9 protein-coding genes are annotated in these 12,614 nt (G+C 61.8%); 5 read left to right on the top strand and 4 right to left on the bottom strand.

The genetic code is table 11. The features are described 5' to 3' along the window. Window positions 1–199: 199 nt before the first annotated feature. Entirely contained in the window at window positions 200–1,189 is a 990-nt protein-coding gene (locus DWU98_RS00250) for an Lnb N-terminal periplasmic domain-containing protein (RefSeq protein ID WP_115493486.1), read from the top strand. A gap of 46 nt (window positions 1,190–1,235) precedes the next feature. On the opposite strand, the gene DWU98_RS00255 is transcribed toward DWU98_RS00250, so the two are convergent. The 4 genes from DWU98_RS00255 to DWU98_RS00270 all read right to left on the bottom strand — a co-directional run bounded on the left by DWU98_RS00255 (window position 1,236) and on the right by DWU98_RS00270 (window position 5,921). Continuing rightward, window positions 1,236–2,453, bottom strand: a complete 1,218-nt coding sequence (locus DWU98_RS00255; protein ID WP_115493487.1) for an AGE family epimerase/isomerase — start codon at window positions 2,451–2,453, stop codon at window positions 1,236–1,238. Beyond that, on the bottom strand, window positions 2,450–3,427 hold the full coding sequence (locus DWU98_RS00260) for a carbohydrate kinase family protein (protein ID WP_196239444.1): 978 nt from the start codon (window positions 3,425–3,427) through the stop codon (window positions 2,450–2,452). Before DWU98_RS00260 ends, DWU98_RS00255 begins: the two co-directional genes overlap by 4 nt. 105 nt (window positions 3,428–3,532) lie before the next feature. Next, window positions 3,533–4,855: an L-fucose:H+ symporter permease gene (gene fucP / locus DWU98_RS00265; protein ID WP_115493489.1), complete on the bottom strand. Its 1,323-nt coding sequence runs from the start codon at window positions 4,853–4,855 to the stop codon at window positions 3,533–3,535. 16 nt (window positions 4,856–4,871) lie between these two features. Then, complete coding sequence (locus DWU98_RS00270; protein ID WP_115493490.1) at window positions 4,872–5,921, bottom strand: LacI family DNA-binding transcriptional regulator; 1,050 nt, start codon at window positions 5,919–5,921, stop codon at window positions 4,872–4,874. A gap of 234 nt (window positions 5,922–6,155) precedes the next feature. On the opposite strand from DWU98_RS00270, the gene DWU98_RS00275 reads away from it, so the two are divergent. The 4 genes from DWU98_RS00275 to DWU98_RS00290 all read left to right on the top strand — a co-directional run bounded on the left by DWU98_RS00275 (window position 6,156) and on the right by DWU98_RS00290 (window position 12,598). Further along, window positions 6,156–8,489 (top strand): GH92 family glycosyl hydrolase, encoded by a 2,334-nt coding sequence (locus DWU98_RS00275; RefSeq protein ID WP_115493491.1) that lies wholly within the window; start codon window positions 6,156–6,158, stop codon window positions 8,487–8,489. 256 nt (window positions 8,490–8,745) lie between these two features. Further along, on the top strand, window positions 8,746–10,518 hold the full coding sequence (locus tag DWU98_RS00280) for an ATP-binding protein (protein WP_115493492.1): 1,773 nt from the start codon (window positions 8,746–8,748) through the stop codon (window positions 10,516–10,518). After that, window positions 10,515–10,961, top strand: coding sequence for a response regulator (locus tag DWU98_RS00285; RefSeq protein ID WP_115493493.1), 447 nt, complete (start codon window positions 10,515–10,517; stop codon window positions 10,959–10,961). The genes DWU98_RS00280 and DWU98_RS00285 overlap by 4 nt, the downstream gene beginning before the upstream one ends. A gap of 53 nt (window positions 10,962–11,014) precedes the next feature. Next, window positions 11,015–12,598 (top strand): response regulator, encoded by a 1,584-nt coding sequence (locus DWU98_RS00290; protein WP_196239461.1) that lies wholly within the window; start codon window positions 11,015–11,017, stop codon window positions 12,596–12,598. Window positions 12,599–12,614: the final 16 nt, after the last annotated feature.

A 12,614-nucleotide genomic window follows, 5' to 3' on the forward strand; every position in this document is an offset into this window, starting at 1 on the left:
AACTGTCGACTGACTTTAATGATTTTTCATTTGCAGTCGCCGCAATCGATACAGCCCGGGGCGGACGTGAGCGGGCAGGGCTTTGGCGAAAAAAGAAGTTTGCTTACAGCGCGAGTCTTTCTATGGAGCAGGGTTTGTCGGCCGCAGGATGGGGGGTTCTTGCCGTTCTATCATCCATGCGCCGGTGCGGGAGGTGACGATGTTGGTGCGATGGGCCCTATGGGTGCTGCTTATTATGGGCGTCTTGTTATCGGGTGGCTGGGCCACTCTGGCGTTGTGGTACCAGTTTCCCGGCCGGATTGTGGGGCGGTGCTTGTCGGCGCTGGCATGGGCGCTCTTCGTGTTTTCGCTGCTCATCATCGGAACGGTACACCGCAGCGGCGTGGCCTTTGGCGTGTATGCACTGGCTTTCATCGCGCTGTTGTCGTGGTGGCGCACGATCATGCCGTCAAATCATCGTGATTGGGCGGATGACGTTGCGCGTTCGCTTGCCGGCGAAGTCGAAGGCAAGCTCGTCACGCTCTACAACGTGCGCAATTTCCGGTGGCGCTCCAAAGACGACTATGACATCCATTGGGAAACGCGTCGTTATGATCTCGCTCGCCTCATCAGCGCCGATCTGATTCTTTCCTCGTGGGGCATGCCGGGTATCGTGCATGCCTTGCTATCGTTCGGCTTCGACCATGGTTCTCATCTGGTGTTTTCGGTGGAAGTGCGCCGTCGGCGTAATCAGGCGTTTTCGTCCATCGGCGGCTTTTTCAAGCATTTCGAGCGCACGATCGTGGCCGCCGACGAGCGGGATCTGATTCGCGTCCGCACCAATGTGCGGATGGAAAACGATCACCTGTTTCGTTTGCGGATGAGTAAATCAGCCATGCGCGCGCTGCTTCTTGCCTACATGCATGAAGCCAACGAGCTGGCGGCAACGCCTGCGTACTACAACACTGTGACGTCCAACTGCGTGACCATCGTGTACGACATGGCCAAGGAAATCGATCCCGGATTGGCCTACGACTATCGATTGCTGCTTACGGCCTATCTGCCCAGTTACCTGTACGAAGTCGGTGCGCTGGACCGACGTTATCCGCTCAGTGAGCTGATTGCCCGGGGCGACATCACCGCGCGAGCGCGCGCCACCGGGCCGGATGATGATTTTTCGCGTGCGATACGTACGCCGCTGGCACCATGACCACGAAGACCGTTGCAGCCTTGGTGGCCAGGTGCGTCACCAGGCGTCAGGGCTTGCCGCCACTGCGGATCAAGGCCAGGACCTCGTAGCAGGCGCCCATGGTGTGATAGTCCACCTTGCCTGCGGGGCTCTTTTCATCGCTGTATTTGCGATTGTCCTGGGTGAGGATGCGATACCACGCGCCGTAGGTGTGGTCGATGAAATGCTCCCACGCGTAGGCCCACAATTTCTCGTACCACGCGTCGTAGCTTGCATGGCCGGTGTGTGCGTAAAGCAACGCCGCGGCGGCCAGCGATTCGGCCTGCACCCAGAAATATTTGTCGCCGTCGCAAATGCTACCGTCAGGCGCGAAGCCGTAGCACATGCCATCGTTGACGGTATCCCACGAACGGCTCAGTGCGGTATCGAACAGATGCTGTGCGGTAGGCAGAATCCATGCTTCCTCAAGACCGCGTTCGTGCAGCAGCGGTTCGAGGATCATCAGCAGCTTCGCCCATTCGGTCTGATGACCCGGCTGGAAGCCCCAGGGACGGAACAGGTGCTTGGGATCGTCGCGATGGTAATCCCAGTCGATGGTCCAGTCGGTATGGTAATGCTCCCAGACCAGCCCATCGGCAAGCTTCGCCTGGCGTTGTGTCATGGTGCGCGCGAGCGTCAATGCGCGATCGAGATAGCGCGGCTCGTCGCTGGCCTGGTACGCGGCGAGCATCGCCTCGCACATGTGCATATTGGCGTTTTGGCCACGGTAGGTGCTGAACTGCCAATGCTCATCGGCTTCGTCGCGATACAGGCTGGCCTGGGCATCCCAGAAATAACGCTCCAGCAATTGCCAGGTTTCATCCATCCACGCAGCGGCTTCCTTGATGCCTGCTTTCAACGCGGTGGAATAGGCGAGCAACACGAAGGCGAGACCGTAGCAATGATTGGTACGGTCTTCCGGTTTGCCGTCGCGGATCGTCCACGCATAACCGCCGGTAGCCGGGTTCCGATGCACCTCGCGCAGATAGCGCAGGCCGTGATGCACGGCATCGACGTATTCGGGCTTGCCGAATTCGATCGCCGCCATGGCGTAATTGAAGACGAAGCGCGTGCTGCTCACCAGGTGACGGTGGCTGGCGTCGTAGACGGTGCCGTCGTCGCGGAAGTAGTGGAAGAAGCCACCGGCAGGATCGATAGCGCGTGGATGGTAGAACGCCATCGTCTGCGCGATGTGTCCGCGCAAAAATGTTTCAGAACGGAAATCCGGTTGAGCCGGCGTGGTCATGCGTAAGTCTCCATGAATTGTTCCACTTCGTCCGGACGCGGCATGGAGGCGAACGAACCGTGCCGTGTCACCGCCACCGCGCCGCAGGCGCTGGCATAACGCAGTGCCGCGTGCAGGCGCGGCAGCGTGGCGACCCAGGCATCGAGGTTGGATGCGGTGATGCCTTGCTCGGCAAGTTGATGCAGCAGGCCGCCGACGAACGCGTCGCCTGCACCGGTGCTGTCGACCATCGGAACGTCATAGCATGGCAGTTCGCCTTGCACGTCCGGATGGAACCAGCGCAAAGGCTGCGGGCCATCGGTGACGATCAGCAAACGTGCGTTGCCGCTCCAAAGACGCTCGAGGAATACCTCCTCGCCTTCGTTCGCCAGCCAGTCGAATTCTTCGGCGCTGAGCTTCACCACATCGGCCAACAGCAATGCAGGCCATACGTGCGGGCGAGGCTCCACATGGCGCGGCCATAGCGCGGGGCGCAGGTTGAGGTCGAAACTGACCAACGTGCCGGCGTCCCGCGCGCGACGCATGGCGATCAGCGTGACCTCGGCCAGATCCGTATCGGTCATGCTGTTGGAGCAGGCGTGAAAGACTGCCGTATCGTTGAAGGCCTGCGGGCGGAAATGTTCGGCACGGAACAGCAGGTCCGCCGAAGGTGGCCGGTAGAACGCAAAACTGCGTTCGCCGCGACCATCCAATGTGACGAACGCAAGCGCCGTGTTCGCCTCGCCGGTACGCACGACGTCGACCGTATCCACGCCTGCCTGCTGCAGGCTGTGCAGCAGGAAGTCGCCGAAACGGTCGAGGCCCAGCATGCCGGCAAAACGCACATGATTGCCGAGCTTGGCCAGTGCAACGGCCACATTGGCCGGCGCGCCGCCGGCGTAAGGAACGAAATGCCGCGCAAAGCCGTGGCCGTCGCTGCCTTCGCCGTGCATGTCGATCAAAGCCTCGCCGAAGCAGAGGATGGAACGTTTCATCAAGAACCCCGAACCGAAAATAAAGGGAAAACAGTTGTTATCGATGTGGATGCGTGCCGTGCCAGGAGCGTTGCATCTCTCCCGGCCTACCCGCGAGGGCGCGCATCACTGGGAGGCAACAGGTGCCTTGTTAATCACCGAACCGCGCAAGCCATAGAACACGATGTACGCATAGCACAGCAGCGGTAGCACGAATGCATGCTGGATGCCGACGTTGTCCGCCAACAGTCCCTGCAGCCACGGCACCAGCGCGCCACCCACGATGGCCATGATCAAAAGGCTCGATGCCTTGCCCGTCAGCGGACCCATGCGTTCGATACCGAGTGAGAAAATGGTGGGAAACATGATCGAGTTGAACAAACCGATCACCACGATGCTGTACACGGCGAACATGCCGCTGGTCGACATGGTGACCAGCAGCAAAAGGATGTTGATCACGGAGAAACCAGCCAGCAGCTTGCGCGGCGACAGCATTGCCAGCAGCCACGAACCAAGGAAGCGCCCAAACATGGCGCCCAGCCAATAGAACGATACGTAATGGGCAGCTTGCTGCTCGCTCATGTGGCCGATCTGTGGCTCGGACAGGTAATTCACCATGAAGCTGCCGATCGATACTTCCGCACCCACGTAGAAGAAGATGCCCAGCACGCCGAACAAGACATGCCGATAGCGCAGCGCATCGAGCAGGCTGTGATGGCCGGTGTCGGCCTTCTCGGTGCTTTCCTCCAGCGGAGGCAGGCGGAATATCCACACGAACACCGCCAGCAGTATCAACACCACGGCCAGGCCGATATAAGGCGTCTGCACCGATTGCGCTTCCTGGGTGCGGTAAAGCGCCTGCTGTGTCGCGGACAAGCCGGCGATTTCCGTGGCGCTCTTCACCTGCGTGGAGAGAATCAGCAAGCTGCCGAACCATGGTGCCAGGAAGGTGCCAAACGAATTGAGTGCCTGCGCAAGCGTGAGGCGGCTGGAACTGGTTTTCTCAGGCCCCAATAGCGCTACATAAGGGTTGGCCGCCACCTGTAGCACGGTGATGCCTGTAGCCAGCACGAACAATGCGCCAAGAAATGCGGGATAAAGACGCAAACCTGCCGCGGGCCAGAAGCCCATCGCACCGATGCCGGCAATCACCAGGCCGGTCACGATGCTTTTCTTGTAGCCCAGGTGTGCAACCAGCCGGCCCGCGGGCAGCGACATCAGAAAGTACGCGCCGAAGAAGGTGAATTGCACCAGCATCGCCTGCGCGTAGTTCAACTCGAACACTGCTTTCAGATGCGGAATCAGAATGTCATTGAGGCATGTGAGAAAACCCCACATGAAAAACACCGCGGTAATCACGCTGAGCGCAAGCGGAAAATACGTGTAGCGGGTATCGCCGACGTCCGTCGACAGAGCAGGAGACGGCGAAGTAGGTGCGGTAAAAGCCATGATTAAATCCCGTGGATCAAGCGTGAGGCGGGCAACTGCTGTCGCGCACGAGCAAGTGCACGGGAGCGATGGTCTGGCGTGGCGGCGGCGACGGATCGCGCACGCGCTCCAGAATCAGTTCCGCCGCTTGCCGGCCGCGATCACGCGGTGTCACCGCCAGCGTGGTCAGCGGTGGCGCACTGACCGCGGCTTCGGCGATGTCGTCGAAGCCGGTGAGGGCGAAATCCGTACCGGGCTGCAAGCCGCGTTGATGCAGGCCAAGCATCAGCCCCAGCGCGACCGCGTCGTTGTAGCAGACGGCTGCGGTGGGCGCTGATTTGCCTTTGAACAGTTGCTCGCACTGCGCCACCGCATCCAGGCGATTGGGAACGCATTCCACCATCACGTTCGCGTCCGCCGACAACCCGGCTGACTGCATGGCCTCGGTGTAGCCGGCGCGGCGCTGGCGGCACGAACTGGAGCCCAAGTGACCGCCGTAGAACGCGATACGCGTGTGTCCCTGCGCGATGAGGTGTTCGGTGGCAAGCCGCGCGCCACGTTGGTTGTCAAGAAACAGACGATCCCAGTGATCGCACGCGGCCAGATCGCCGCTCACTTCGCGGTTGAACAACAGCAACGGTATCTGCGAACCCACCGCGGAAAGAATCCGCTGCGCGTCACTGCCTTCGGCCGGCGAGAGAATGATGCCGGCCGGGCCGTGCTCCATCAGCGAGCCGAGCACGGCCAGTTCACGCTCGGTCGACTCGCCCGTACTGCCGAGCAGGGTCACAAAGCCGGTGTCGCCGAGAATTTCGTCGACGCCCGCCGCGAATTCAGCGAAGAACGGGTTGGCCAGGTCGTTGAGCACCAGTGCGATGCTCGAGGACGTACGCCGCCGCAGGTTGGCCGCGGCACGGTTGTAGACGTAGCCCTGGCGCCGGAGCTCTTCCTCCACGCGCGCTCGGGTGTGCTTGTTGACCAGCGGGCTGCCCCGTAGGACAAGCGACACGGTGGCGCGCGAGACGTCGCAGCCCGCGGCAATATCGCTCAAGGTGACCTTGCGGCCGACCGGCGGTGTATTCCCCATTTATGCCAGGTCCTCGCTTTTGGAACGATCCAAATGTACCCGAACCGGCACGTTAGTGATCCTGCACTGCAGCATGCCAGCCCTCTCCCTAGATGGTAGCTTGCCCGGCGTTTGGAACGATCCAAATCGCCCGACCCCACGACCGGCCCTGTCCCTGGAAGGACAAAAGCCCAATCATGGCGCTTCGCGGCGCTACATCCGCTTGACCGAACACATTAACAGGCCCCGATCCCCATGAAGCAATGCCTGATTCGCGTCTCTCTCTGTGTGCTCATCATGACATCGCTGGGCATCGCTTCCGTAGCTCAGGCGAGCGATCCGCACGCCTCCGAAGTCGATCCGCGCATCGGAACGGGGGGCGATGGCCACCTGTTCCCCGGTGCTACGGTGCCGTTCGGCATGATCCAGCTCTCGCCCGATACGGCGATGCCCGATTTCAAGCACGCCTACAAATGGGCGGCGGGTTATCAGTACAACGATCCCACCATCATGGGCTTCTCCCACACGCACTTCTCCGGCTCCGGGCATTCGGACATGGGCGATGTGCTGGTCATGCCGATCGCCGGTGACGTGAAGCTCGATCCGGGTGACGAGAAGGTGCCCGGCAGCGGCTACCGCTCGCGCTTCAGTCACGACACAGAGGTGGAGCAGCCGGGCTACTACGCCGTCACGCTCAGCGACTACGGCGTGCGCGCCGAGCTCACTGCCAGCCGTCGCGTGGGCTGGCACCGCTACACCTTCCCGGCCGGCAAGCCGGCACACCTGCTGCTCGATCTGCGCCCCAGCATCTACGACTACACCGGCAAGGTGCTGTGGTCGAACCTGCAAGTGCGCGCAGATGGCACCGTCACCGGTTGCCGCACCACGCGCGGCTGGGCACCGGGCCGTGAACTGTGTTTTGCGATGCGCTTCAATCAGCCGATGACCTCGCGCGAGCTCTACAACCGCGAAACCGGTCTCATCTACAACGGCTTCAAGGGCCCAGGCAATCAGCCGGAAGATAGCAACGCACAGAATGGCCGCGCGCTCGAGGGCGTGTTCGATTTCGGCCAGCTCAAGCAACCGTTGCTGGTGAAAGTGGCGATTTCGCCAATCAGCGAGGCCAACGCCATTGCCAACCTCGATCAGGATGGTCAGGGCTGGAATTTCGATGCGCAGCGCAGCGACGCCACGGCGGCGTGGAACAAAGCGCTGGCGCCGATCGACGTGGACGGTTCCAAGACCTTGCGTACGCAGTTCTACACCGCGCTCTATCACTCCATGATCGCGCCGAACCTGGCGATGGACGTCAACGGCGAATTCCGCGGCCCCGATCATCAGGTGCATCACGCCGATGGCTTCGATTTCTATTCGAGCTGGTCGATGTGGGACGTGTACCGCGCGCAGCAACCGCTACTGATCCTGCTGCACCCCGATCGCATGACCGATTTCGTGCGCTCCTTGATCGCCTCACAACAGGCGAGCCCGTTCGGCATGTTGCCGGTATGGGCCTATCAAGGCCTGGAAACCTGGTGCATGACCGGCTACCACGCGGTAGCGATTATTGCCGATGCCTACATCAAGGGCATCCGCGGTTTCGATGCCGACAAGGCGATGAAGGCGATGGTATCCACCGCCACCTATGGCGATTACGGCGATCTGGCCGATTACATGAAGATCGGCTACGTGCCCATCGACAAAGAAGTGGAGGGTGGTTCCAAGACGCAGGAATACGCCTATGACGACTGGGCCATCGCGCAGATGGCCAAGGCACTGGGCAAGCACGACATCTTCAACACCTTCGAAAAGCGCGCCACCAATTGGCGCAACGTGTGGGATCCGAAAACCGGGTTCATGCGCGCGCGCCTGACTAACGGCAAGTTCCGCGAACCGTTCGATCCCACCAGCGCCGGCTACGGCGACGACTACACCGAAGCTAATGCCTGGCAGTACTCCTGGTACGTGCCGCAGGACGTTGCGGGCCTGATCACGGCGATGGGTGGCGATGCGGCCTTTACGCACAAACTCGATGAGCTGTTCGACGCCAAGGTCGATCCCTCCATCTTCAAGAACGTGGAAGACATCACCGGCCTGATCGGCTGGTACGCGCACGGCAACGAACCCAGCCACCACATTGCCTACCTCTACGACTACGCCGGCGAGCCGTGGAAAACGCAGCAGCGCCTGAAGCAGATCATGGACAACGAATACGGTCCAGGTCCGGCGGGCCTGATCGGCAACGACGACCTGGGCCAGATGTCCGCCTGGTATATCTTCACCGCGCTGGGCTTCTATCCGGTCACGCCCGCCAGCGACGAATACGCCATCGGCCGGCCGTTCGTGCCGCGCGCGGCCATTCATTTGAGCAATGGCCACACGTTCACGATTACCGCCTCGCCGCTCGATGACGCGCACCCCTACGTGGGCGCGATCACGCTCAACGGCAAGCCGCTCGATCGGGTGTATCTGAAGCATTCGGACATCCTTGCCGGCGGCGAGCTGCACTTCACGATGCAGGCGCAGCCGAACACGACATGGGGCCGGGACATTTCGGCACGTCCGGCGGCGATGAGCGCCTACTCGCGGTAGGGTGCGGTAGCGGGCGCGTCTGTCTGTGTAGGACCGACGCGCTCGCAGGCAGGAAGCAGGCGCCCTGTGATGTGCTTCACCCTTTGGGTGACGGAAAACTAGCTTGCCGGGCCGCGCAATCGCTCCAGGCAGGTCTTCATGTAAGTGAAGCCCTCTCACACTGGTAAGCGGGCGCAAAACATGCTCAGAATGCATGCATCATGCCGAAGCACGTAAGGATCAAGGGCAGTCGATGATTCCGGGGGGAGCGCGACAAATGGCAGCCATACCCTGGCGCACCGGAGGTTTGCTGCTCGCGGTGATCGTCATCGTGGCGTTGCCGTACCTGATCACGCGGGGAAGCTCGCAGGAGTCGTTCCAGGCCGGTGAGCTGGTCACCCGCTCGGCGGAAGTCCAGGCACTGGCTTACCGTATCGCCGATCAGACGCACGATGCCGAATCGGCGATCCAGCATTTGCTGGCCGATGACCCTGACAGTCACGCCGAAGCGGTGGCAGTGGGCGCCGAGGAGGCCATTCCAGGGCTCTTGGACGAATTGCGACGCATAAGCGGCGACAACACCACGCAGCAACATCTGGTGGAACAACTGGGTGCGGTGGAGAACGGGCGCCTGGCGCTGCTGCATCAGGCGATCCAGCGCTATCGGCTCAATGATCGCGCTGGCGCCGAGCAGGCCCTGCGCGATGCCAACGGGTTGTTCCGCATCGATGACATCATTGACAAGGTCGTCGCCAACGCGGAGCAGACGCTGCAGCAACGCTACGACGCGGCCCGGAAACAGTCCTACGACAGCAGCCTCGTGCTGACGCTCACCGCCATCGCGCAGTTGCTGATGCTGATGATCGTGGTGGTGGTGTCTGAGCGGCAGATCGGGCGACGATCGCAGGCCGAAGCGCGTGAACGCCAAGCCATCCAGCGCTCGCAGATGATCCTGCAGGCCGTGCGCGAACCGATCGCGCTGCTGGACCACAACTTGTGCACGCTGCTGGTGAACGCGGCCTTCAGCGAGCTCTACGGCGTGTCCGAAGAGAGCCGTGCCGACTACCTGGAAGATGTGGGGCAAGGCGCCTGGAGCGATGAAGTGCTGATGCAGCGCCTGCGCGACGTGCTGCTGCGCGATCGCGAACTGTGGGATTTCGAGCTGATTCAGCGCACCATCGATGGCGTGGAACGCCATGCCGTGATCAACGCGCGCCGCCTGCAACAGCAGGACAGCGAGAGCCCCGTGCTGCTGCTTACCGTCAGCGACGTCACCGCACGCGCACTGGTCGAGCAGCAGGTGAAGGAACTCAATCATCAGCTCGAGAACAAGGTTTCGCAGATTTCCGAGGTCAACCGCGAGCTGGAAGCGTTCAGTTATTCCGTTTCGCACGACCTGCGCGCGCCGCTGCGCCACATCACCGCTTTCGCGCAGAAGCTGGAAGGGCATCTGGGCCAGGGCATCGACAACACCGCGCTGCATTACCTGGGCGTGATCCGCGATGCGTCCAATCGCATGGCGCAACTCATCGAGGATCTGCTGGTCTTTTCGCGCCTTGGCCGTGGTGCCCTGCGGCTGCAGGCGGTGGACATGCAGGCATTGGTGGAAGAAAGCTGTGCGCTGGCCGAATCGGAGGTACTCGGGCGCAGCATCGTCTGGGGCATCGACCCTCTGCCGGTGGTGGTGGGCGATGAGAACATGCTGCGCACCGTGTGGCAGAACCTGATCGGCAACGCCGTGAAATACACCGGCCAGCGCGAGGTCGCGCATATTGACGTCTCCGTGCAGCGCAGTAACGGCGGCGACTACGAATTCACCGTCGCCGACGACGGCGCAGGGTTCGATATGCGTTACGTAGACAAACTTTTTGGTGTATTCCAACGGTTGCACAAAGCCAGCGAGTTCCCCGGCAACGGTATTGGCCTTGCCAACGTCCGGCGCATCGTGATGCGCCACGGCGGCCGCGCCTGGGCGGAAGGCGAACCAGGCAACGGCGCCCGGTTTCATTTCACGTTATCGGCCATCGAACCACCCACGGCATCGCCATGAAGCACAACCCTCTGCGCCCCATCCTGCTGGTCGAAGACAGCCCCGTCGACGCCGAAATGACGCTGGACGCGCTGCGCGAGGCGAATCTCGCCAATCCGGTGGTGCACGTAGAAGATGGCGTGGATTGCCTGGATTGGTTGTATGCGCGCGGCGCCTTCGAGGGCCGCACCAGCGATGACCCTATCGTGGTGCTGCTGGATATCAAAATGCCCCGCATGAACGGGCTCGACGTGCTCACGCAGATGCGCGCCGATGACCAGTTCCGGCGCACGCCGGTGGTGATCCTCTCTTCCTCGCGGGAGGAAAGCGACTTGGCGCGGAGCTGGGATCTGGGCGTAAACGCTTACGTCATCAAGCCCGTGGATGTGAAGCAATTTTTCGAGGCGGTGCGCACGCTTGGACAGTTCTGGGGTGTTTTGAACCAATCGCCCGACCCGCAGTGAGACGCATGCCCATGGACCCTACCGTCTACGGCGCATTGACATATGATGATTGGATGCCGGACAAGTCCAATCTCCAACGCTCGTTGCCGCGGATACGCATCCTGCAGGTGGAGGACAGCCCGCTTGACGCGGAGCTGGTCCTGACCGAGCTGCAGGCCGACGGCATCGATTACGACGTACGCCTGGTCGACGATGAACCGGCCTACGTGCAGACGCTGAAGGATTTCGCGCCGCACATCGTGCTATCGGACCTGAGCATGCCTGGCTTTTCCGGGCAGCGCGCGCTGGAGCTGCTGCGCGATCACAGCATGGATATCCCGTTCATCTACGTGTCCGCCACGCTCGGTGAAGAAGCGGCGATTGCGGCGCTGCGCGAAGGCGCCACCGACTACATCCTCAAGCAGAATCCCGCGCGCCTGGCGAGCGCCGTGCGCCGTGCAATGCGAGAAGCGGATGAGCAGCGCGCGCGTGCGCGTGCCGAGGCGGAGCTGATTCGCATCCAGCGTTTCGAAAGCCTCGCCATGCTGGCCGGCGGGTTAAGCCACGATTTGCGCAATTTGCTGCAGCCGTTGCTGCTGGCCGGCGACAGTCTGCAGGATTACCAGAACGATCCGCGGCTGGCGCGCCTGGGTGCCTTGGTGCGCGATTGCGGGCGGCGCGGATTGGAAATGGTGCAATCCATGCTGTCGTTCGCGCGGGGTGCGCGACGCGCCGAGCAGGTGAAAGTGCAAGCGCTGGTCGATGCGCTGTCGCTGCTTCTGCAAGGCAGCGTGCCGCGCACGGTGACACTGGACATCGACGTCGCCGATCCGCAGCTCACCTTCGACGGCAACCACACCGAGCTGCAGCAATGCCTGCTCAATCTTTGCCTCAATGCGATCCAGGCGATGCCCAACGGCGGCATCCTGCGCGTGAATACGTGCAAGACCAAGCTCGAGCAAGCATTCTTTCTGGAGCATGAAGATGCGCAGCCGGGCGACTACGTGCGCCTCACCGTCACTGACACCGGCATGGGCATGACCGACGAGGTGCGCAAGCGGCTGTTCGAGCCGTTCTTCACCACCAAGGACGGCGGTACCGGATTGGGCTTGTTGTCCTGCCGCCGCATCGTCTACAGCCATGGCGGCGTGATGCGCATGGATAGCATCGTGGGCGAAGGCAGCTGTTTCGATCTGTACATTCCGCTGCTGCATCCCACCTCCGATACCCCTGAGCTCAGCGATGGCGATGCCGCGCTGCATGGCAATGCCGAACACGTCTTGCTGGTGGTGGAAGAAGCCGGCCAGCTCACCTTGCTCAGCGACACCCTCGATGCGTGGGGCTACGAAGTGCATGGCAGCCAGAGCGGTACCGCCGCGCTGCAATGGATCGAAGCCTGCGGCCTGCCCGATCTGGTGGTGATGGACGGGGACATGAGCCTGTTTACCAGCGAGCGTACGCTGGCCGCGCTTAGCCAATACGGCTATTGCAGCGGCGTGGTGGTGCTGTGTCGTGCGGACGACCTGTCCGATTCACCGAAATTGCGCATGCCCGATGGCAACCGCGTGCGCCGCTTGAACAAGCCCGTCGGCACGCGAGCACTATTGCGCGCGGTGCAGGACATCTTGCGCGAAGGCAAGGAAAAGCCGCGGCATTAGCAATGCTTTTTGCACC

This window comes from Dyella monticola (assembly GCF_003363155.1).
Classification (GTDB): domain Bacteria; phylum Pseudomonadota; class Gammaproteobacteria; order Xanthomonadales; family Rhodanobacteraceae; genus Dyella_B; species Dyella_B monticola.

Coding starts and splice junctions, on each gene's coding strand:
- DWU98_RS00255 (WP_115493487.1), bottom strand. CDS start 2,453: ATGACCACGCCGGCTCAACCGGATTTCCGTTCTGAAACATTTTTGCGC.
- DWU98_RS00280 (WP_115493492.1), top strand. CDS start 8,746: ATGGCAGCCATACCCTGGCGCACCGGAGGTTTGCTGCTCGCGGTGATC.
- fucP (WP_115493489.1), bottom strand. CDS start 4,855: ATGGCTTTTACCGCACCTACTTCGCCGTCTCCTGCTCTGTCGACGGAC.
- DWU98_RS00260 (WP_196239444.1), bottom strand. CDS start 3,427: ATGAAACGTTCCATCCTCTGCTTCGGCGAGGCTTTGATCGACATGCAC.
- DWU98_RS00285 (WP_115493493.1), top strand. CDS start 10,515: ATGAAGCACAACCCTCTGCGCCCCATCCTGCTGGTCGAAGACAGCCCC.
- DWU98_RS00275 (WP_115493491.1), top strand. CDS start 6,156: ATGAAGCAATGCCTGATTCGCGTCTCTCTCTGTGTGCTCATCATGACA.
- DWU98_RS00270 (WP_115493490.1), bottom strand. CDS start 5,921: ATGGGGAATACACCGCCGGTCGGCCGCAAGGTCACCTTGAGCGATATT.
- DWU98_RS00290 (WP_196239461.1), top strand. CDS start 11,015: ATGCCGGACAAGTCCAATCTCCAACGCTCGTTGCCGCGGATACGCATC.
- DWU98_RS00250 (WP_115493486.1), top strand. CDS start 200: ATGTTGGTGCGATGGGCCCTATGGGTGCTGCTTATTATGGGCGTCTTG.